Origin of the sequence: Pedobacter nyackensis (assembly GCF_032678475.1) — a bacterium.
Classification (GTDB): Bacteria; Bacteroidota; Bacteroidia; order Sphingobacteriales; family Sphingobacteriaceae; genus Pedobacter; species Pedobacter nyackensis_A.
The window spans coordinates 213,731-236,540 of the sequence record NZ_JAVTSF010000006.1; the positions used below are offsets into that span (position 1 = coordinate 213,731).

The 22,810-nt window shown below is 39.8% G+C and carries 14 protein-coding genes; 1 reads left to right on the plus strand and 13 read right to left on the minus strand.

Features of this window, described 5'->3' with window-relative positions; genetic code table 11:
* Nucleotides 1-5 precede the first annotated feature (5 nt).
* The 12 genes from R2Q84_RS18945 to R2Q84_RS19000 all read right to left on the minus strand — a co-directional run bounded on the left by R2Q84_RS18945 (nucleotide 6) and on the right by R2Q84_RS19000 (nucleotide 21,075).
* Nucleotides 6-1,919 carry a RagB/SusD family nutrient uptake outer membrane protein gene (locus R2Q84_RS18945; protein WP_316818163.1) on the minus strand — a complete coding sequence of 638 codons (1,914 nt, stop codon included), beginning with the start codon at nucleotides 1,917-1,919 and terminating at the stop codon, nucleotides 6-8.
* Nucleotides 1,920-1,938: 19 nt separating this feature from the next.
* Nucleotides 1,939-5,088 carry a TonB-dependent receptor gene (locus R2Q84_RS18950; RefSeq protein ID WP_316818164.1) on the minus strand — a complete coding sequence of 1,050 codons (3,150 nt, stop codon included), beginning with the start codon at nucleotides 5,086-5,088 and terminating at the stop codon, nucleotides 1,939-1,941.
* 458 nt (nucleotides 5,089-5,546) lie between these two features.
* Nucleotides 5,547-6,521 (minus strand): DUF1080 domain-containing protein, encoded by a 975-nt coding sequence (locus R2Q84_RS18955; protein ID WP_316818165.1) that lies wholly within the window; start codon nucleotides 6,519-6,521, stop codon nucleotides 5,547-5,549.
* A gap of 103 nt (nucleotides 6,522-6,624) precedes the next feature.
* Nucleotides 6,625-7,206, minus strand: a complete 582-nt coding sequence (locus R2Q84_RS18960; RefSeq protein ID WP_316818166.1) for a tRNA-(ms[2]io[6]A)-hydroxylase — start codon at nucleotides 7,204-7,206, stop codon at nucleotides 6,625-6,627.
* A 39-nt stretch (nucleotides 7,207-7,245) separates the two neighbouring features.
* A complete protein-coding gene (locus R2Q84_RS18965) occupies nucleotides 7,246-8,580 on the minus strand; it encodes a c-type cytochrome domain-containing protein (RefSeq protein WP_316818167.1) in 1,335 nt (444 codons plus the stop codon).
* Complete coding sequence (locus R2Q84_RS18970; protein WP_316818168.1) at nucleotides 8,577-10,097, minus strand: DUF1501 domain-containing protein; 1,521 nt, start codon at nucleotides 10,095-10,097, stop codon at nucleotides 8,577-8,579. Before R2Q84_RS18970 ends, R2Q84_RS18965 begins: the two co-directional genes overlap by 4 nt.
* Nucleotides 10,098-10,101: 4 nt before the next feature.
* Nucleotides 10,102-13,299, minus strand: coding sequence for a DUF1553 domain-containing protein (locus tag R2Q84_RS18975; protein WP_316818169.1), 3,198 nt, complete (start codon nucleotides 13,297-13,299; stop codon nucleotides 10,102-10,104).
* Between the two features lie 71 nt (nucleotides 13,300-13,370).
* Nucleotides 13,371-14,324 carry a sugar phosphate isomerase/epimerase gene (locus tag R2Q84_RS18980; protein ID WP_316818170.1) on the minus strand — a complete coding sequence of 318 codons (954 nt, stop codon included), beginning with the start codon at nucleotides 14,322-14,324 and terminating at the stop codon, nucleotides 13,371-13,373.
* 120 nt (nucleotides 14,325-14,444) lie between these two features.
* Nucleotides 14,445-15,143: a LytTR family DNA-binding domain-containing protein gene (locus tag R2Q84_RS18985; RefSeq protein WP_316818171.1), complete on the minus strand. Its 699-nt coding sequence runs from the start codon at nucleotides 15,141-15,143 to the stop codon at nucleotides 14,445-14,447.
* 1 nt (nucleotide 15,144) lies between these two features.
* Entirely contained in the window at nucleotides 15,145-16,185 is a 1,041-nt protein-coding gene (locus R2Q84_RS18990; protein WP_316818172.1) for a sensor histidine kinase, read from the minus strand.
* Nucleotides 16,186-16,189: 4 nt separating this feature from the next.
* The gene (locus tag R2Q84_RS18995; protein ID WP_316818173.1) at nucleotides 16,190-18,559 is read right to left on the minus strand and encodes an outer membrane beta-barrel protein; all 2,370 of its coding nucleotides are present in this window, start codon (nucleotides 18,557-18,559) and stop codon (nucleotides 16,190-16,192) included.
* 128 nt (nucleotides 18,560-18,687) lie between these two features.
* The gene (locus tag R2Q84_RS19000) at nucleotides 18,688-21,075 is read right to left on the minus strand and encodes a PQQ-binding-like beta-propeller repeat protein (RefSeq protein WP_316818174.1); all 2,388 of its coding nucleotides are present in this window, start codon (nucleotides 21,073-21,075) and stop codon (nucleotides 18,688-18,690) included.
* A gap of 104 nt (nucleotides 21,076-21,179) precedes the next feature.
* Between R2Q84_RS19000 and R2Q84_RS19005 the strand changes: the two genes are divergently transcribed.
* The gene (locus R2Q84_RS19005) at nucleotides 21,180-21,611 is read left to right on the plus strand and encodes a hypothetical protein (protein WP_316818175.1); all 432 of its coding nucleotides are present in this window, start codon (nucleotides 21,180-21,182) and stop codon (nucleotides 21,609-21,611) included.
* Nucleotides 21,612-21,667: 56 nt separating this feature from the next.
* Here R2Q84_RS19005 and R2Q84_RS19010 read toward each other — a convergent pair whose 3' ends face one another.
* On the minus strand, nucleotides 21,668-22,810 hold the full coding sequence (locus R2Q84_RS19010) for an efflux RND transporter periplasmic adaptor subunit (RefSeq protein ID WP_316818176.1): 1,143 nt from the start codon (nucleotides 22,808-22,810) through the stop codon (nucleotides 21,668-21,670).

Consider the following 22,810-nt stretch of genomic DNA (forward strand, 5'->3'; position numbering starts at 1 on the left):
CATAACTACCAGCCAACACTTTGGACCAGGTTTGGATTCACCAATAAACTATTGTCTTTGATCGGCCAGAAATAATCTCTGGGACTGTTAAAGCTTTGATTAAACAACAATACCCTCCTATTGTAATCCGCATAGCTAGACCGGATCACATCCCAGCCATAAATAGGCTGATTCAATAGTTCTCTGGCGGTTTTCCAACGTCTTAAATCCCAGAAACGACTACCCTCAAAGGCCATTTCAATTAAACGTTCCTGATGTATAATATCCCTTAAGCCATTTTTATCTAAATATTTACCTGGATTATTTGAATAACTTGTCCAGGAAGTTTCAACAGATTTAAGTCCTGCGCGATCCCTTATCATATTAAGGTATTCTAATGCAAGTGGTTTGTTATCTGTTTCATTTAATGCCTCAGCATAAAGTAAATAAAGATCCCCCAATCGCATTACCGGCCAGGGGTAACGCTCCACAGTTATTGATGTGGGACTAACCACCATTTCCCAGTTTACCAGTTTCTTGGTGTAATAGCCTGTTACAGAATATATGCGGCTTTGTTTCTTTCCTGAATATTGTCCTGATTTACTTTGAATGTTAAAATTTCCATTTTTCATAAACCATGTAGAACCATCAAATGCCATATCCGCATAAAAACGGGGCTCTCTATCGAAATGTAGTCCTACAGACTGGTAACCATTTTGTATACCGACATCAGCTGCAGTACTCGTTCTGAGATGGAACCTATTCGCATAGTCCCAGGTTTTATCTTCCGTGATGGGCACGCCATTTTCAGTATAAAACAACTCGGCCATTTTTAAGGTGGGTGCAAGCTGTCCTTTTAACCCGGAATTAGGGATACTAGCTTCTAACTGTGGGCTCGCATACAATTGCAGAGTCCAGGTATCATTTGGTTTGGTAGTTGTACCCCAAATCAATTCTGCATTCCATTTTTCACATACGGCGTTCCGGATGCTCATTTCAATTTTGGTAGCTTCATCCACTGTCTGTGTGGCAGAGCTAAAGCGATACAGGTCTACACCAGCATTTTTTGCTGCAAGAATTGCAATTTTACACGCCTCCACTGCCCTTTCCCATTTCTTTTGCTCATAGGTAGGGTTAAACAGGAATTTCCCGTCTGGATTCTTGAAATTACCAAAATCCGGATTCCCATTAAACAGAGGGCTGGCCGCTGTTACCAAAACTCTTGCTTTTATGGCCAGCGCTGTAGGTTTCGTAACTCTTCCCAGTTCGGTACTTAAATTCAGGATCTTATCGGGCAGCCCCGCACTCCCTTCACCAGCAGCTGCCTGGTCTAAAAGGTTGGTGATATAATTTACCACAGAATCTACAGGTTGTCTACTTACTTTTACTTCATCCGGGGACGCAGAAATTGGCAAATTCTTATCTACGATAGGAATAGGGCCATACATTCTGAATAAATACCAATGAAAATAGGCTTTCAAAAATTTGGCTTCAGCAATCCAGCGATCTTTCATATAGGGTTCCAGATCTCTGACCTTCTCAATGTTTTCAAGAAATATATTACAGTTTCTAATTCCAAGCCACATAGACTTACCGTCGTATCCGTCCCAATAATTCAAGTCTGGTTCATCTTTATTCTGAAGTCCTCTTGCAATGTTGTAGGGAGACAAACTTGAATAATCCTCGCCGGTAGGCATTGGCCAGTAAATCCAGAGTTCATCACCTGTGTTCATTCCTGCGTTCATCTCGGGATGTCCTTCCCTTGGCAAACCATCATAGCAGGTGAACAAAAACTTCTCAGCTTCGTTGCGATTGGCAAAAGCATGATCTATAGTGGATACGTTATCTGGTACTACATCCAGAAAACCCTTCTTACAGGAATTGATTATTAGCATCAGCAATACTGCTGAAAGGGTTAAACGAATAGTATATCTTTTCATATCTAATTTCTTATTTGAGTTAGAATTGCACATTTAGTCCAAAATTGAATACTCTTTGAACCGGATAACCGAGGCCGTTCCCGCCCTGCTCCGGATCCCATAGTTTGAAACTGCTTTTTACAAACAGGTTGCTTGCATTTGCATATAGTCTGATTGATCCAAGTCCGATTTTACTTAGCGATTTACCAGAAAGATTATAACCTGCTTCAACAGTTTTTAACCGTAAAAAAGAACCATTACGCATCCACCAGCTAGAGGGCTGGAGATTATTTCTGCTTAGATTTGGACTTAAACGTGGCCAAAAGGCGTAAAGATCTCTTTTATCTTCAGACCAGTGATCTTCGGCAACGGCCTTTAAAAGGCCATGCTGATATGCACCGTTTAAAATGAAAGGACTAATTTTGTCGGGATTAATCCAGAAAGAAGACCTGGCAGACCCCTGAAAAAAACCGCTGATATCAAATTTTTTATAACCTAAGGACAATCCAAATCCATAAATTATTTCAGGAGTTGAAGGCAAACCCAGGGGAACATAATCAAAAGAAGAAATTATACCATCTCCGTTTATATCCCTGTATTTAATGTCTCCGCCCATTACCTCACCAAAACTCTGAACCGGAGAGTTTTTCACTTCTTCATCATCTACAAATAACCTTTCGGCAATTAGCCCGTAATTCTGACTAAGAGATTTACCGATTCTGGATAAATAAGCTAAACTTGAAGGATAATTGGGTTCTTCATTAATCAGTAATTTGCTGGTTGCATACGTAAACGTTCCTCTTACCTGTACCCACATATTCCCAAAATTCCTATTGTAATCTGCAGAAAGATCAACCCCCTGGCCTTCGGCCTCACCAACATTTGCCTGTATACCCGCAGAAAGCCCCATTGTTGTAGGAACATATGCTCTGCTCATCAAAATATTATTACGCCGTTGTTTATAAACATCCAGAATGATATTCAGATTACTAAATAGGCTTAGATCCATTCCAATATTAATTGTTTTTGCCTCTTCCCATGTAATCGACTCATTGGCATACCTGGAAATTAATACACCTGGTTTGTTATAGTTATAATTAGTTCCAAATGCAGATCCGTGATTTCCATCTTTCAAATTAACATTGGATAAATAAAAAAAACGGTCGTTAGGATTACCAATCTGATCGTTACCTACCAACCCGTAGGTAGCCCTGAATTTTAATTTGGTAACTGCATTCTTCAGCGGATCAAAAAATTGCTCATTAGCCACATTCCATCCTAATCCGATAGAAGGGAAAAAACCATAGCGATGATTTTTAGCGAATCGCTCTGAACCATTCAAACCAAAATTCGCTTCAAAAAGATACTTGTTGTCGTAACCATAAGTAAGTCTTCCCGATAATCCCTGATTTCTAAACGGCAATGAGCTTTGAAGGTTACCAGCATTGCCGGTAAGATAATTTCGCATCTGGGTTACTAAAAGTGCTCCAACGCTGTGCTTTTCAGAAAAAGTGCGATTATAGTTAACCGCTGCCTCCAGATAAGACACTGTATTTAAAGTCTTTCCTCCTTCCGAATAATTTAAATACTCCGTCGCATCCCTCTCATTCAGCAATTCTAAATTATATTTGTCACCTGCAGCGCTTGTTGCATTAGCCCGGTAAAAAAATGGGTTGTATTTTCTGCTTACGCTAAAAGAAGAATACCGCTGCGTGTAGGCCATTACCCTTGCATTAAGGCCGGGTGTAACAAATTTAAGATCCTGCTTAATTTCCAGCTGTACATTTAATGTTGACGCATTTGATTGCTGAAATCCGGAAACCATTTCGGCATAGGGATTAAAGTATAAAGCCTCTCCTCTTTCATTAATTTTTGCATTTCCGAATAAGGGATGTTCCACGTAAGGTAAGTCGGATGCAGGGAAAATCGCCGGAAACTTTACCGGATTCGCTGCTATAGCCCCCTGAAATATATTTCCACCACCACCTATCGGCCCCTGATAGTCATCGAAACTTCCCGAAGTTCTTACAATCCCCTCGGTAGTCGGGGTCAGCTTAACGTTTACATTTGAACGGACTTCATAACTTTTCAGTTTAATGTTGTTGTCGAATTTATTACCGTGTTCAGACTTTAATACTCCATTATCCACATTATAAGTTCCGGAGATATAATATTGAGCAGCTTTACCACCGCCGCTCATATTCATATTGAATCTTTGGTTAAGCGTATAATCTTTAATCAGTAAATCAATCCAGTCATTATTTGGATATAGTAATGGATTTTCACCTGCTATAGTCTTATCTATTTGATTCTGCTGGTAAGGCAATTCACCAAGCCGGTCCCTGGTCAGTACCGCTTCATTTGCTAACTTCATATAAGTAATATTGTCGGCCAGTTTAAAATTTTCGGTATTGGAAGAAAGTGAGTTTTCTGCACGGATATTAAACCTGGTTTTTCCATCTGCTCCAGATTTGGTAGTTACCAATATTACCCCATTTGCTCCTCTGGCACCATAAAGCGAGGATGCTGCCGCATCCTTTAACACAGAGAAGCCTGCAATATCATCTGGCTGCAGCCTGGCTAACGCATTGGAAGTAGATTCCATACCGTCAATAAGGATGAGCGGATCTACTTTTCCACTTCCGAATGTGGTAATTCCCCGAATAAAAAACTGTGCGTTATCCGCCCCCGGCTCTCCACTTCTCTGATAAGCAACAACTCCCGATAACCTACCAGCTAACATCGTTGTGAGGTTACTTGTCGGCCCTTTCAATTCCTTAGGGTTGATCGCTGTGATGGAACTGACCATGCTCTCCTTTTTCTGTTGTCCAAAAGCTACCACCACCACTTCATTCAGCTCACTTTTATCTTCTAACAACAACACGTCAATTTTTTCGAGTCCCTTAATTTCTACTTCCTGCTTTACATAGCCCACAAAAGAGAAAACAAGAATTCCTTTGAGATTTGGTACTTTGATGTTATAATTACCATCACGGTCTGTAATTGTTCCAATGTTAGTGTTTTTCAGCTTTACGCTAACACCTGGCAACCCGAGTCCATCTGTATCTTTCACCTTACCCTTAATGGTAAGATCGCCGGTTTGCGCGATAGATACCTGAATACAGATCCCCAGTAAAAAAATACACAAGAGGTATTTCACCCTCAAGTAAGAAAAGATACTTTCGTTCATAATTTATTTGGTTTAGTTTGGTTTATCTAAGCAACATATATTGTATATACATATCCACATATCACTATTTTAGCATCATTTTTCCTCTTGAAATAAATTTTCAAAAGCCTAAAAAAGAACAAGTATTCCTAATTGTTCTATGCCTAAATATTCTAAATGTAACTGACTTTCAGCAAGTATATATCCACTACCGGCCGATAATTGGCTATAGTATGATTCCAAAATTCGTTATTATACCGTGTCTTGAAATGGATTTTTCGATCTTAATAATGGACAATACAATCAATAAAAAAAGGCTATTCTTACGAATAACCTTTTACTTATACTAAAAAAATGACATCAAAAAACGCCTTTGTTACTACATTCAAAAGCTAATAAAACTGATGTTAAATAAACAGAGCCCGATATTCTCTATCGGGCTCTGTTTAGTAATTCTATTTCTTTTTAATACACTACAGCTATTTCGCTGGTGTAATTACGATCTTTCTGAATTCAATCGGCATATGATCACCTTGCAGATAAATAGGACCCGGCTCACCTTCATTGCTATCTAACGCACCACCAGTAATACCCGGAATTTCCTGATTACTGATAATGGTTTTACCATTAGCGACTACAGTTACCAGGCGGCCCACCAAAGTAATGTCAAAAGTTTGCCACTGATCTGGTCCTAATGTAACCATTTCATTAGCGGTTAAAAACCCATAAATACCACCAAATAACACACTATTAGGATGCGCGTCTTTATTGCTGTCCTCGATTTGAGTTTCGTAACGGCCTCTTAAATAAACGCCACTGTTGCCACCTTTCGGATATTTGAATTCAACACGTAATTTAAAATCGGTAAATTTCTGATCGGTAATTAAGTTTGAACCTGCTTTAGGACTGGTTAAAATACCATTTTTCACTACCCATTGGTTTTCACCTGAAGCTTTCCAGCCACTTAAATCCTTACCATTAAAAAGATTGATTGGTTTGCCCCAAACAGGTGCAGCAGTTCTTTTTAAATAAGGAGCTTTTACACCTTTCCAGCTATATTTTTTACCATCACAATCTGTCATCGTACCCGCTATTCCAGCAGCAGTAAGCTCTCCTTCGATGATCAAATTCTGGTCTCCACTTTCCCACTGTGGTGGAATTTCGAATCTGAATTTGCCATTGTCAAACTTCACTTCGGATACCGGACGAGCACTTCCAGCTACAGACACAAAATAACCTACCAATGTTTTAAAACCTGATAGTTTTACTTCCAGCCATGAGGGAGCAGTTTTACCATTTACATCAACGATAATATCCCAACGTCCGATCAGATCTTTCGGTGCTGCTGATTGTGCTGTTTTAATAACTGGAGTATTTGCCGAAGCAAACAAATTATCGGCAGAACCCGCCATTAACAGGCAGCTCATACCAAATACTAGGATTTTTTTACGCATAAAATAATTATTGTTTATAGTCATTTGTGTTTAGGGCCTTGGCCGACAAAAATTACCAGCTTAGGCACGACAAGATAAGATTTAAATATTTATATATAAAATATTAGCCGTGAATAGCTTCCTTGTTACCAAAGCTTTGAATTAACTCACCTTCAAATTCAAGCCATTCTTTCCATCGCTTATCCACATCAACGTCGATAGTATATTTACGGGCAAAGTTTAGAAAAGTAGTATAATGGCCAGCTTCTGATACCATTAAATCATAATAGAATTTAGCCAGCTCCTCGTCTTTAATGTTTTGGGAAAGCACCCTAAAACGTTCACAACTTCTGGCTTCAATCATAGCTGCAAACAACAACCGATCGATAAATGAGGTGTTCCTGCTGCCATCCTTCTTACTGAATTTCACCAGGCGCCCCACATAATCATCCTTACGCTCACGCCCCAGTGTATAACCTCGTTGTTTAATGATATCCACCACCATTTGAAAGTGTTGCATTTCTTCAAGGGCGATGATAGTCAGTTCCTCAACCAGATCCATATGCTCCGAATTATTGGCAATTAACGTAATGGCATTTGTTGCTGCTTTTTGCTCACACCAGGCATGATCGGTTAAAATCTCTTCCAAATTTGATTCAGCAATGTTTGCCCAACGTGGGTCTGTCAATAATTTTAGTCCAAGCATAATGATATTATCTTATTTTGGCCAAAAATAGGAAAGATTTTATTCTATTTCATTTACTTCGGTTTTCCAGCTATATACCCTCTTAATCCCGGGATTCTTCTTAAGCTTAAGCATGGTGGCATCTGTTATCCCGGTTTCGTTCAAGTTCACTGCTTCCAGGCTTGTTAAGGAAACAAGATAATCACTTACTCGATCGGTAACCAAATTCTTTTCCAATCTCAGTTTCTCAAGATTTGTCAAAGCCGGTAAAAAGTCAAGTTCAGCATCTGTTAACTGATTATCTGAAAGATTTAACCAAACAATACTCTTCGCAACCTTCAACAGTTCAGCTTTTATATCGGCAACTTTAATTGTCGATTTTGGTGGCAATGTAACGTCAAGCATAATCGGTTTATTCAGCATAACCCTAACTCTTACCCCTTTATTTCTCATGCTATTTATGACCATCGTATCGACAGAAAGAGGCAAATCCGGATTAACAGCTACAGAAATTTCCGCATCATCTTTCCCGGCATCTGCCGCCCCTCCAATTCCCAGAAACAAGGCTACCTTTGGCTTTAACGCAGTTGTATTCCCAAGCTTTGCAATAGTCTTACCCGCTCCAACTCCACCTTCCTTAATCCACCAGCGGATCAATGCCACTTCATTTTTAGTTAATGGAGGTTTTCCATCACTAGGCATAAACTCTTTATGGCCTTCATCCAGCGTAATACGTCTGAATAATTCACTGGCATCCAACTTCCCTGCTACAACTGCCGGCCCGGATTTTCCTCCTTTCTTTATTTCTAACAACGTTTCAAGCGACAGTTTTCCTTTTTGTTTACCCTCACGATGACATTGGACACATTTATTTTGAAGGATCGGTTGTATGACATCTTCAAACAACATAGCCTGTTCTACCGTAGTGGGTTTTTCACGTTCCTTATGCATCAGCGTACGAAAACTAAGGTAATCATTTCCATGGGTCAGACTTGCGCCCTGGTGACCACTATAGCTCATCAATACAACCAATCCAATGAGCAGAACTGAAAATAGTTTATCACTCAGTCGCAAATGTTTTTTAATCATTTCAGTTGCAGAACCGTAAAGCAGCCCCGAAATGATGGCCAACGTAATCCCCGAAAACTTATGGTACCTAAGTGTCTCCAAATCATATTCACCGCTAAGGGAAAGTAAATACCCGAACACACAGGCCAATACGGCCGCAATAAAACCTATCAATAATATAAGTGGTACTGTTTGCTTAAGGTACCGGTATCTTTTCAGATAAGATAAAACATCAAACAATGTAGCCAGGAGGATAAAACCAATCGGCAAATGTACAATCAATGGGTGCAGACGACCTGAAAATGTAAAAATATCTAGTAATATCATGCTAAAATACCCTTTACTATTTGTCCTTCTACATCAGTGAGTCTGAAACGGCGTCCTTGAAACTTGTATGTCAGTCGTTGGTGATCAATTCCCGTTAAGTGCAATAACGTTGCCTGGAAATCGTGTACATGAACCGGGTCCTTAACAATATTATAGCTAAAGTCATCTGTTTCACCGAAACTAATTCCCGGTTTCACCCCCGCACCTGCCATCCACATGGTAAAACACCGTGGATGGTGATCTCTGCCATAATCATTAGCCGTTAACTTACCTTGCGAATACACGGTACGCCCAAATTCACCTCCCCAGATCACCAGCGTATCTTCCAGTAAACCTCTGCGTTTCAAATCTGTGATCAGAGCGGCTGTTGCCTGGTCAGTAGCTTTGCACTGTTCCGCAATACCAGATGGTAAACTGCCATGCTGGTCCCAGCCCTGGTGATAAAGTTGAACAAATTTCACATCCTTTTCTAACAACTTCCTTGCTAAAAGACAATTCGCAGCATAGGTTCCAGGATCGCGACTATCAGGGCCATACAAATCAAATACCTCGTCCGGCTCATCTGCAACATCCATTACATCTGGAACTGATGTTTGCATCCTGTAAGCCATTTCATACTGCGCTATCCGCGCGTCTACTTCAGGGTCACCATAGGCACTGTTTTGCACCTCATTTAATTTAGAAAGGTATTCCAGCATTTCCTTCCTGTCAGCTCCATCGTAGCCTTCCGGATTATTCAGAAACAATACCGGGTCTTTTCCTGAGCCGAACTGTACCCCCTGGTGTTTAGAAGGGAGAAATCCATTCCCCCATAACCGCGCATAAAGCGGCTGATCTTTCTTTGCATTTTTGGATACCAATACTATGAAAGTAGGCAGATTATCATTATCAGAGCCCAAACCATAGCTTAACCAGGAGCCTATTGAGGGCCGACCGGGCAGTTGGTTCCCGGTTTGGAAAAAAGTAATTGCGGGATCATGATTGATCGCTTCAGAATGCATGGTTTTCACAATACAAAGATCATCCACTACCTTCGCTGTATAGGGTAGTAATTCACTAACCCAGGTCTGATTTTGTCCATGCTGATTAAATTTAAAATAGGACGGAACCATAGGTAAAGCACTCTGGTTGGCACTCATACCAGTTAGCCTTTGCCCCTTTCGCACAGAATCCGGAAGATTCTGACCCATCAGGTTTACTAAAGCAGGTTTATAATCAAAAGTTTCCAGTTGCGATGGTCCGCCGCTCATAAAAAGATATACGACTCTTTTGGCTTTTGGAGCAAAGTGAGGTAAAGCCCTCAGTATCTCCTGCTCCATATCGCTTGTAGCATTATTGATTACCGGACGAGATGAACTGCCGATTAACTTATTACCAAACAAAGAGCCAAGTGCCAAAGCACCTATACCCATCGATGTTTTAGTCAGAAAATTGCGTCTGTCCAGCTTTTGGTTCAACCGGTTAAATTCAGGTTCATTGATCCTGAATTCTTCTTCGTGATGATGATGATCTGCCATGTAATTACCGTTTAGTTATTGTTGCATCTGAATTAAGTATCGTACTGGCAACAACTGCATTTGCAGCAATCATTGCACTATCCAACATATGATCTACCTTGTACTGTCCGGCATGGAGCCAGCCAATTTGTTTTCCAGGGTTCTTCCTAAATTTATTCAGTTGTATTTGCTGTAATGTGGTTAACATTTCCAGTTCTTTTTCTGATACACTGCGTCCTGTCAGTTTTTTATAAGTTTGAGCAATACCTTTACGTCCATCGGCCAGCCTTGTCATCTGCTCCCCCAGTACTTTCGCAGCTTCAACAAACGTTGGATCATTTAGTGTTACCAGGGCCTGAAGGGGAGTATTGGTTTTTTGTCTTCTGACAACACAATAACTGCGAGAAGTAGCATCAAAAGTAGACAGAGTAGGATTTGGCACCGACCTTTTAACTACAATATACAGACTTCGGCGATACACGTCCTCACCAATATCCTGAGTATAGGAAGTATTGTTAATTTCCCAAAGACCACCTGGCTGATAAGGTTTTATACTCTTACCTCCTATTTTCGGATTCAATAATCCACTAGCCAACAATGCATTATCGCGTATCATTTCGGCCGACATCCGATTAGCTGGTCCGGAAGAAAGTAACCGGTTTTCCGGATCTTTTTCCCTGGCCATTTTCGTTGCCCGTGAATCTTGCTTATAAGTAGCCGACATAACGATCAGTTTATTCAAAGCTTTCACATCCCATCCTGATTCCATAAAAGAAACTGCCAGCCAATCCAACAGTTCTAAATGGCTAGGCATTTCCCCCTGATTACCAAAATCTTCTGAAGTCTTGACTAAACCTACACCAAATAAATTTTGCCAAAGCCGGTTTACCGCAACCCGGGCGGTTAGCGGATGATCGGGATTAGTTAACCATTGAGCCAATCCATACCTGTTTTTCGGCAAGTTCTTCGCAAAAGTCAAGATACTGGAGGGGGTGTTGGGGAACACCTGGTCTCCAGGCATATCATAATTACCACGTTTAAGCAGGAAAGTTTTTTTAGGTGTCGGCATCTCCTCCATAACCATCAATTCCTGAACACTTTCGGTAGAATCCGACAATGAAGTACGCAACAATTTTAGCTCATTTTCTTCTTTTTTCAATTGTGGGTCAACTGCTGTAAAATAATACTGTCTAAGTGAATTCATCTCGTCTTCTGTTAGCCGAGATTTTAAAGCAATATCTTTCCAGCTTGTCTTTTTCGCCAATATTCCAGCCTCAATTGGACTTAGAACACGATTGTAAACCAAAATCTCATCTACTTTACCCTCGGTAAAACCGCGACCACGCGACCAGCCACCTATCTGCAATCCTGGTTGTCCCCCACCCCGGAACACGATATCCTTGACCAGGTTATCCGTCACAGTCTGCATCTTCATTTCTGCTCCATCAAGGTACAGTTTTAGCCCTGCAGCTTTTGAAGAGCCATCATAGCTCATTGTCAATTGTATCCATTTATCACGCGGGACATGATCTATACTAAGCTTAGTTATAGCATTTGCTGGAAAAGCATGTGCCAGATTCAATTCTAACTTATTATCCTTCAGGTATAGATGATATCCCTTGAAATTATACAACCGTTCTGCATTGCTCTTATGATAGATCACCCCTTCAGTAAGCTGTTTAGGAATCGAAACCCAAAGTCCAATGCTAAATGATTCTGATTTACGAAACACGCCTGCAGAGTTCAAGTCAAGCCAGGTATCACCGTTCATAACAATCCCCTTACCGGAACTTCCACCAGTAAAAACCGGTGCATCACCAGTCCCTCCATCGCGTTTCATCACGCCAATTCGTTTGCGATCTATCGCATCCTCCAGCCCCCCTTTATCAAAATTAAAATAAGCCTGCAGACCTTCCCTGGGTATATGCTCAGCTGAAAGCTTACTATACCCTTTCGCCTTGAGCCAGTTCATAAAACCTGCTTCCTGCTCAACCTTTTTTCCCTTTATCTTCTGCTGCTGTGTTGCGATCATTTTTTTTATCCCGTTGATCACCTTTTCTTTCTCGGCATCAGGCAGCAGTAAAGTAGGTGCAGGCATGCTATCATCAAACGAAATCTGTCCGGCCTCTTTCACATTGTTAAAAAAGCTAAACAGTTCATAATAATTCTTTTGTGAAATGGGGTCGTACTTATGGTCATGGCATTTTGCACAGCCCACCGACAATCCCAGCATCGCATCACCAAAAGTATTGGTACGATCTACCACATACTCAGTTTGAAATTCCTGTTCAATAATCCCACCTTCCATATTTTGCTGGTGATTACGGTTAAAAGCAGTAGCTATCATCATTTCACGTGTTGGATTAGGCATCAGGTCACCAGCCAGCTGCCAGTGCAAAAATTTATCATAAGGCATATTGGTATTGAAAGCTTTGATAACCCAATCGCGGTAGGGCGACATATCCCTGAGCCTATCTACAGTATATCCATGAGAATCTGCAAACCTGGCTAAATCCAACCAATCTACTGCTATTTTTTCTCCATAATGTGGCGACTTCAGCAAACGGTCTACCTGCTTTTCATAAGCAGCAGGGGAATTATCTTTTAAAAACGCATCTATTTCTTCCAGCGTTGGTGGCAGACCAGTTAAGTCCAATGATACCCTGCGGAGAAGAAGTTCTTTATTTGCTTCCGGAGATTGCTTTAACTGCTGTTTTTCCAACTTCTCGACTATAAAGTTATCTATAGGATTATTCAACTTCGCTTCTTCCTTCACTTTTGGCACTTCCACTTTTATAGGTTTTACAAACGCCCAGTGCGATTTGTATTCAGCCCCATCCTTTATCCATTTAACCAGTGTTGCCTTTTCAACAGCGGTAAGTGTCAGGTTTGAACTCGGTGTAGGCATTAAATATTTCGGATCATGAGATATGATCCTGTGAAAAGCTTCACTGTTTAGTAAATTACCAGGATCTATGGCTACCTTACCTTTATTTTCCGGCAACTCAGCATAAGCAAAATCAGCAAGGTCTAACCTTAAGCCCGCCTCCTGCTTGGCCTTGTCTGGTCCATGGCAGGCAAAGCATTTATCAGAAAGTATGGGTTTTACATCTATGTTATAGTCCAGTTTTTTGGGCAAAGCCCGATAAGCTTGTTCCACATCTGGTGGTAAATCAGGAACAGCCGATGAATAAAAATAGATGCTAACGCATACCAAAAACATTATTCCCAGTAAAATAAAAATTAATCGCCGCATTATAATAAAGTTTATATGGGTTAACAGCGCTAAAACTATTAGACTCCTGCTCTTTTTATCACTTCCAGTGTCTTTTGAAGACCGGTAATTGCAACCTGCTGTAAATCTTCCTTCCAGTAACCAGGATTATAAAGTTCTAAAGATATACAGCCATTAAAACCCGTTTTTTTTAAGTCTTTAAGTATTTCAGTTAAGGGAAGGATACCATCGCCGGGATATACCCGATGCTGGTCGCCCAGGTCTTTCACTCCCGGCGATGCAGGTGCATCAGAAAACTGAAAAATGGCTATTGCCTTTCCGTTCATGATCTTCAGTCCTTCAAAGTTACCTTCAGAAATATACATATGGTAGGTATCCGGAATGATCATAGCATTAGGATGATTAGCATCTAAGGCAATTCCCATGGCCTGCCCCATAGTTTTTACAGGCTGATATTTTACAAATACAAGTGCAGGGTTAATCTTATATTCTTTTAATCCGATTTCAATGATGTCTTTATAGCGACTAGCCATCCACTTCTGATCATAAGGCTCGCCAGCAGTGTTGGCTATGGTCTGGACATGCTGAGCTCCTATCTGGGCAGCCATACGCATACGGTTTCTCGTATCCTTTAACGACTTATCGAAGAGTTCCTGAGTTGGGGGTATTGCATTCCATAAACCGATCACACTAGGCACGAATAAACCGAGGTCTTTGATCTCTTTACCCAGATCTATAAGATTACCACCTTTGGCTTCATACTCCTGTAATTCTCCATCCCATGGTTCAATAGCATCATATCCCGCTTTTGCAGCAAATTTGATTTTATCCTTTAATGAGGCTGGCCTGATAGTGGCTGTATCCAAACAAATGGGCCACGGGCTAGCCCCTTTCTGATAGCGTTTTTCTTTCTTTAACTCCTTTTTGGTATCGGCCAATACATCGGCTGTAGAGCTCGCTGTCAAAAGCCCCGCTGTGGCTGTCCCCAGGGTGATAAACTTTCTACGGTTCATATTTGGTGTTTAGTTCTAATTTCTAATATACGATTATAATCGATTAGCTAAAACAGCTAACCGATACTAAACAGCGCAAAACATATGGACATGAAAATCCTATAAGTTATTAACCTATAACTATATTAACTTATTATTCACAATTACACTATACACTTTCTCCTGTAACGCACGAGCTATTGGGATCTTATGATTCCCAACAATCACCTGATGATATTCAACGGCTTTTATGTGCGAAATATTAATTATAAACGATCGGTGCACTTGAAGAAAAAGACTAACGGGAAGCGAATTAGAAATACTTTTTAGTCTCATGTTAACTATATCTTTAGATTCCGGCGTATGAATGACAATGTAATTTTCCAGGCTTTCAATAAAAAGAATATCCCTGATGAATATTTTTCGAAGTTGTTTATTGCTTTTGACAAAAATATACTCCTCCTTTCCACTTGAGGATTCAACTTCCATTGCTGCGTGAACCTTGTTCACAGCTTTTAGAAAACGTTGAAATGAAACAGGCTTGAGGAGGTAATCTACCACATTCAGTTCATAGCCCGTTAATGCGTATTCAGCATGCGCTGAGATGATAATTACCCTGGGCGGGTTTGTCAGGTTGGCAAGAAAATCCAGTCCTGTTAAATGAGGCATTTCAATATCAAGAAACAACAGGTCGGGTTGAACTGATTTTAACACTGAATTCAGCTGTAAAGCATCCTCACATTCTTCAACCAAAGTCAGAAATTCAATCTTTTCTATGTATTGTCTGATTCCTTTCCGTGCTACAGGCTCATCGTCAGTTATTATGCACTTTATTTCCATATCAATTAGCTAATTCGATGATTAAATTGACTGTATATGTCGACTCCTTAATCTCGGTTTCAAACTGGTGTTTACCGGAATAAAGCAAATCCAGCCTTCGTTTGAGGTTTTCCAACCCCGTACCATTCGTTTTCTTCATCAAAACTGCCGGTGTAGCAATAGAGTTCATCGCCCGGAAATGAATCTTACCCGTGTCAAACAAAATTTCAACTTTCATACAATAATCTCCGGAAATATATTTAAACGCATTTTCCAGTAATGGCTGAAAAAGTAAGGGATGAATTTTTTGGGTATCCAGGGCAGGATCTATATAACAATGGAATTGCAATCGTGTTGTTGTACGCAATTGTTGAAAACGCATATAATGTTCCAAATATTCCATTTCCTGACGAACAGTGACTTGCCTATTAACTTCGTACAATTGATAACGAAGTAAATTGGCGAGCAGATCAATAGTATCCAAGGCCTCATTGTTCTTATCATCAATTTGGAAATAAACAGTATTCAGCGCATTAAATAAGAAATGAGGATGGTACTGTGCCTTTAAGAGCTTGAGTTCCGTTTCTAGCTGGTCCACTTTAACACGTTCAAGCTGAACATTTTTTTCCGAATACTTTTTAAAAAGTAAGCCATTACGGATTGAAACATAGTACAAAAGAAAACCCGGTAAAGCGGTAGCATTCAGCATCAGTGCTTCACCCCAGCGATAATGACTGTCGTTAATATAGAAAATTATAAAATACAGTGTCATATTCAGTGTCACCAATATAAATGTAATAACCAGAACATATTCAGGCAGCTGGCTGTACCAATTGTTTGAAAGGTTCCTTTCCAATGCATGTTCTGCAATACTGCGAAAGACAAAATATGCCATTAATGTTTCAAAGGAAACAAGTACCATAGCTTTCAGTCTGTCCATCCATCCATTTACATCAGACTCCCACATTCGCACATCGTAGGCAACATCAGCAACTGTCCATACACAGCTTATAATCAGAACAGTCATCAGCACCGGCGTAAGCACATTAAATTTTTGCTCCATCGAATTACATATTTATTCTTTTACTTTCATCTATAACAGCTTCCCGAACAGCACCTTTCATCTGCTGACCGCCTTTAAAGCTAAAGGACAGCGATAAGCCAATGCAACGGTAGTCGTTAAACTGCCTTGTCGATGCCCGCACCCTATTTTGGATGAGCTCAAGGTCCAGGTTCTGCCGGGTGCTCTGAAATATGTCGTTACCATATACCTTCAATGTAAGCCTGTCATTTAAAACTTGTCGTTGTACACTCACAGATATGGAATAATACGGATTTACTGTAGCTTTTCCAACTACCATACGACCATTATAGAAACCGGATAACTCGGAAGTCCATTTTTTCGGCAAGGTAAACTGACTGGTAGCTCCCATCGAAAATGTAGCCAGCTTTTTTCGAATTTCTTTTCCAGATTCTTCCCATCCATAAATCGAATAAGAAAACACCGAGTTTAGTCCTGCCCTCCAAAATGATTTCAGCTGCAGGCTCATCATATCGAACCTCAATCCCACACGCTGGTTGTTCTTAAAATTATCAGGATAGAGAAGGGCACTGCTGTTGTCTGATATCTCAATATTTTGCATAATCGGATCCTTGGTATTCGAAAAGAACAAAGTACCCCGATAATTCTTCCGATAAAGATAAGCCATTTCAATATGATCAGTAAGTTCCGAACGCAAACCAGGGTTTCCAACTGTACGGGTGTACTCATCCCAAATATAACTAAAGGGACTTAAATCACGATAACTGGGCCGGGTAATTCTTTTGTTGTATAACAACGAGAGGTTATTACCCTCACTGCTCCTGGCGTATTGAATCTTTAAGGTTGGAAAAAGATGAGAATAATCCCGATATTGAACATTGGTTTGTTCGAGACGAAGACCTCCTTCAATATCAAAATGACCGGCCTTTACATTAGTTTGTATGTATATAGAATTGATGTTTTCTGTATAATTATACCTGCGGCTTAATATGTCGTCCGTCTCCCAACCGTTCAATCTCTGTTTTTTGTACAATGCATCATTGGTAACATCCACCCATACAAATTTTGCACCTCCCGTTATTTTAACTGCAGATGAAACCATTGTAGCTCCATTCATCTGCATGGAGAACATCTGAATATCTCCCCTCACATTCCCCAACATCGTATTCCTATCCGGATCTCCCCCAGCATTTTTTTCAATTTCATCATTCAGTAGCATGTTTTCTTTATGTAAATGATCCAAATAGTCAAAAGACAAGTCTGCAGCAGTATTTTTATCATCTTTATAATTCAGATATGCTCCGCCAGCGAAAATTTTCTGTTTCTGATTTGACTGTCTCCTGGTACGTAAAATAGAATCCACGGGGTTTTCACCGATATTAAAAGCTGCATTTGCATAACCTGGAGTCTTTTTACTGAAAATATTTCCACTTGATGAAAGACCTGCTATAATCTTTTTATTAACTGCATAATCAAGTCCTATACCTAGCCGGTTTCCTGTGTGATCCTCCTCAAGCCCCGAATTCTGTCTCACAAAGGCAGTTTGGTTCATATTATTGCCCAACCTTGCATATGATCTAAGCGTATTCAATGTAGAGGAATACCTGCCAGACTGATAAGCATAATCGGCAAATATTCCTATTTTATTTTTTTGGTAAGTAAAACGTCCAGAAGCATTACCTCTTCCATTCTGATGTTGTTCAAAACCTGTATTGAAGTTTAAGGCCCAACCTTCCAATAATACTTTTTGCATTTGAATATTGATCAATCCGGCTTTACCTTCTGCATCATGCATGGCTGAGGGTGCGGTGATCAACTGTATATCCTTAACCGATGATGCGGGAAGCGCACGCAGGTAGTTGATCAATTGATCACCTGCGAGAAAAGTACTTTTCCCATTGATCAGGATATTGGCCCCTTGCTGACCATTCAGACTGGAAACTCCTTCCTCATTCATTGTAACACCTGGTAAACTGCGCAGGATTTCCAAAACATTCGGTTTTAAACCCAGGGTCTCGCCGTCTATTTGAAAAGTTGTGGAACCAGCTTCCGTTTTCACCGACCTACGCCTTCCCTCCACACTAACAACAGAGAGGTCCTGAACAGTACTTTCTAAAGTCAGCAAACCAATGTACTTTGCCTGATTTTGCACCAAACTGACTGAAAAATATTTTTTTCGAAATCCCAGCATAGAAAAAGCCAGCTGATAATCACCTGGTTGCATTTTCAATATACTGAAGACTCCATCTGAATCCGTTACGGCTGTGGCTATACGGACTGAATCAGAGTGACGCAATACAAATACTGTAACTCCTTCCACCGGAACCTTGTTCCGGTCGGTAACTTTGCCTGAAATGCTACTTCCAGATTGTTGTGCAAATAGAGCGCCTGACATCAAGCATAAAATTAAGGTCTTTAAAAACTGCATATCGATTTATTTCTAAATCAATATTAGAGCTATTCAGCAATCGGTTAAAAACAGATTGACGAACTGCAGATTTTACTGGGTGAACGGTAGGAATATTATTTATCTTTCCAATCAAAGCAATAAACATTACCTGCAAAATCGGCTATATAAAAACGATCTTCACCGAAGGTTGTCTCAGCTAAAACCGGCGCTCCCAAATTGATCTTATCAATCAATTTACCTTCAAAATCTAACACATAGAAATAACCATCTGAAGCTCCGAAGAACAATCTATTCCCATGCGCCAGCACCCCGGACTCAATTGTCCCTACCAGCTTATTCAGATCTGGACTGGTATATGCAGACGTGTAAACCAAAGCTTCGCCTGTTTTAAAGTTCCAACGTTCTTCAAAAGTGTTTTTATCATATCCTTTAAGTCCCGCCAACGATGTAGGCATAACGATTAGGTCCTTGAGCACTAAAGGCCTGGCCATAACCTTAAATTCATCCGTGTAGATCTTCTTTTTTAAAACATCTCCAGAATTTTCATTCAATAAAAACAAACCATTCAAGCCAGTCACATATAACCCTTCATTAGCTACGCTTGCCCCCCCACTCTGAAATCTCAATCCATCATCTCCCTTTTTCCAAATTAACTTTCCGGTCTTTAAATCGTGTACAAACAAGTTGTTCCAATTGGCACCTGTTACCAGATGATCTTTAGTGGCCAACAGCTCGCCCGGCATTCCTTCACCACTGTTCCAGTCTTTATTCTGCCACAAAACCTTTCCATCCTTTACCTGTATTGCTGATAAATAATCATGAGAACCGGTATAATAATACCCATCTTTAACAACCCCGGCAGATACATAACTTGGTAATCTCCCACCACTTAAATTTTTCGTCCATATTAATTTACCATCTGTTTCATTAAGTGCATACACTTCGCCCCCTGCATCTGTAGCTACAACGACACCCTTACTATATCCTAGTTTTTGCTTGATGGAATTTTTCGTTTCAAATTCCCAGATGGTTTTTCCGGAGTTTTTATCAAGCGCTACGATCTTACTTTTACCACTTCCGGCATCATCAATAGTTGCCACGAATACACGATTCTCCTGAACCAAAGGCGCAGTTTTCCAAACATGAGCTCCAATGTTAGCTGACCATGCCAGACGAATATTACTTTTTGGTTTCGTATCGACCACAAAATGGTTCTTCTTCAATGCTTGACTACCATCCTTATAATTGACTTCCAGTAGTAGCTCTAAATTCTTTTTTGAGCGAATAGCTACCGGCACAGCACCTCTCCAATTCCAGTCACTCTTTTGAGACAATCCGGTAAGCGCCAAACGATTTCCTTTCTCATCAATGAATGATACTTTCACAGACGCTACATCACGTTCACTGTCATACACATTGGCACTGATCATCCATTTTCCTCCTTCAGCCATAGTCATACTATTGGATGTTGGATAGATCAATTCAATATGATCTTTTAAATTGGGATATTTGGGTGTTACTTTCTTTATCCCTGTCTTATCCACATCAATTACCATAAACTGCCCTACTGAATTATCAATTCCGCCTTTATTAGGTGCATTGGTTGAAATCACCATAACATCATCTGGTTTTCCAAACACGTAGTTATTGTGCCAGTGTCCATACAGGTAACCTTTCAGATTATATTGTTTTAAATCAATAGATTCTGTCTTGCCTTTGTAAACAAATCCTTTACCACCTATGAGATCGTGATTGATAAAGATCAAAGGTTTATTCTTATCCTTTAAAGCAAGATCCTTTTTAAGCCAGGCAATCACCTGGTCTGATGTATAACTAGGTGCATAATCACCGCCCCCCATAGGTGTTACAACAAAATAAGCCGGACCAGCTTCAAAGGAATAATAGGTTGGTCCAAACAAGTCTTCAAATAGCTTCTCGCCATATTCTCCTTTAACCAAATCATGGTTACCAACTGCATAGTAAGTGGAACGGCCCATCAGGTCCGAATTAACCTGGCGCGCATGAAACTGCATACCGGGCTCATAGCAGATATCTCCGGTATGTAAGATTACAGAAGCCTGCTGATTACGGGCATAATTACGAACATTGTCTATCCAACTTCCATACAAAGGAGTTTCTGTGTCGGTCACTTGAATAAATCGAAGTAGATCAGGATTTTGACTTTCATCTTTTATTAAACCAAAATCTATAACTTTCTCTTTACTATCAACCTTTACATAGTGCGTACGGCTAGCCTTATAACCAGACGGGATGGTAATGAAGAAAAATCTGGCTTTTGAATGCGCAGTAATATTGAATTGTCCTTTACTATCAGTCTGTACCACCTCATAGCCGTCGGAAACTTTAACACCAGGCAATCCAATTTCTTGTCCATCCATTTGCTTATTTTGATTCTGATCAACATAAACGTGTCCTGTGTGTTGGGCCTGAACATAATGACAAAAAAATAATGTACCAAAAGCCAATAACAATTTCTTCATAACCTATCAATAATTTTAATCCAAGCATAATGATAATTATCTTAATTTGGCCATAAATAGGAAAAATTTATTTTATGAAGAAAGCGATTCAATTTTAAAGCGAAATGGAAGTGATTAAGAACCTGTGCGTTAGTTTAGCAATAGTGCTATATGGATGTAGCAATGCAAGTGTAGAAAAAAAAGAGACCAAAACTTTATATAAAGCAATAAATAAAACTGATACCGCGATATTTAAAATAAAACTCAGCGATAAGGAGTTTTACGGACAGTTTGAAATAAACTATGGTGGTGCCTACAAAGATTCTGGCGATGTAACCGGGATTGTTAAAGGCGATACACTTAAAGGTACCTATCGTTTTCAACACTATGGAATAGATAAATGGCATAATATGCCAATTGCCTTGTTAAAGAAAGATGGAAAGCTTATTATGGGCGATGGTGATATGGAAATTTACATGAACATGCTATATTTTAAAAAGAACAGACCAATCCGCTATGACAATCCAAAATTTGTATTTAAAAAGGAGAAGAGGTAATCCCATAAAAAACAAATCGCCCTTTAAACCATTAGCTTAAAGGGCGATTGATATACCTATTCTTCGGTTGTATTTTTCAATTTCATGAGTAATGAATAAGCGCCTTTCACCACAATTTCCTTACCTTTTAAATCAGTTGTAACAGCAGTAAAACCGTGTTCGGTTTTGCCTTTATTTACTTCAGTCATTTCAAACGTATTATTCCCATTACTTACAAAAACATAGTCCTTATTTTCATAGTTAACAAAAGCATCGGAAGGTAACGCATCAGCCTGATCACTATTGACATTTACCTCTGCATTCATATACATACCAGGAACCAGTGTCTTGTCGTATTCTTCAAAATTACAATGAACCGTAGTGGTTCTTTCATCATTTAAAGCATTATTGATACGTATAATTTTTGTTCTGTACTTTTTATCAGGACTTGAATTGCTATAAACCAGGACCGGCTGTCCAATCTCCATCTTGTTAAGGTCCTTTTCAAATACAGTAAGGTTCAGATATATTTTATCAGGATTTACCAATTCAAAAATTATATCCGAAGGCATTACATATTTTCCAATGTTCGCGTTCGCGTTCACCTTACTCACATACCCATTAACAGGCGAATAAATCGAAACTGTACGACTAATACTATGTTCAGTCAGCTTTGCAGGATTAAGTCCTATAAGCCTTAGTTTTTCAGCCAAAGCGTTACTTTCAATACTTAAACTTTTAAAGTCACTTTCAGCTTGTTGTAACACCTTATCACTTCCAGCTTTAGCTTTATTCAATTCCATTTGTCTTTGGTATTCTTTAAGTGCATAATTTAATTTATTCTTTGCGCCTAAATAATCCTGCTGCAACTGAATATACTGATGATCCTCAATTATTGCTAAAACCTGTCCTTTTTTTACTTGCGTACCAGGAAGCATATTAGTCGATTTCAAATACCCACCCAACGGCACACTTACCGATACTATGTTTTGTGGGGGAGCATCAACTTGCCCATTTAGTTTCAATATTGTACTGATATTTCTAGCTTGAATTTTCTCAACCTGCAAATCAATTTGCTTTAGCTGCTCGGGACTAATCTGTACCCTGCTTTCATCAGTGCTGGTTTCCACCTTCGGCTCCTCTTTAGCACTGCTGCTACACCCATAAATAAGTGAAGAAATTGATAATACAGTTAAAAATTTAAAAATTGTAAGTTTCAT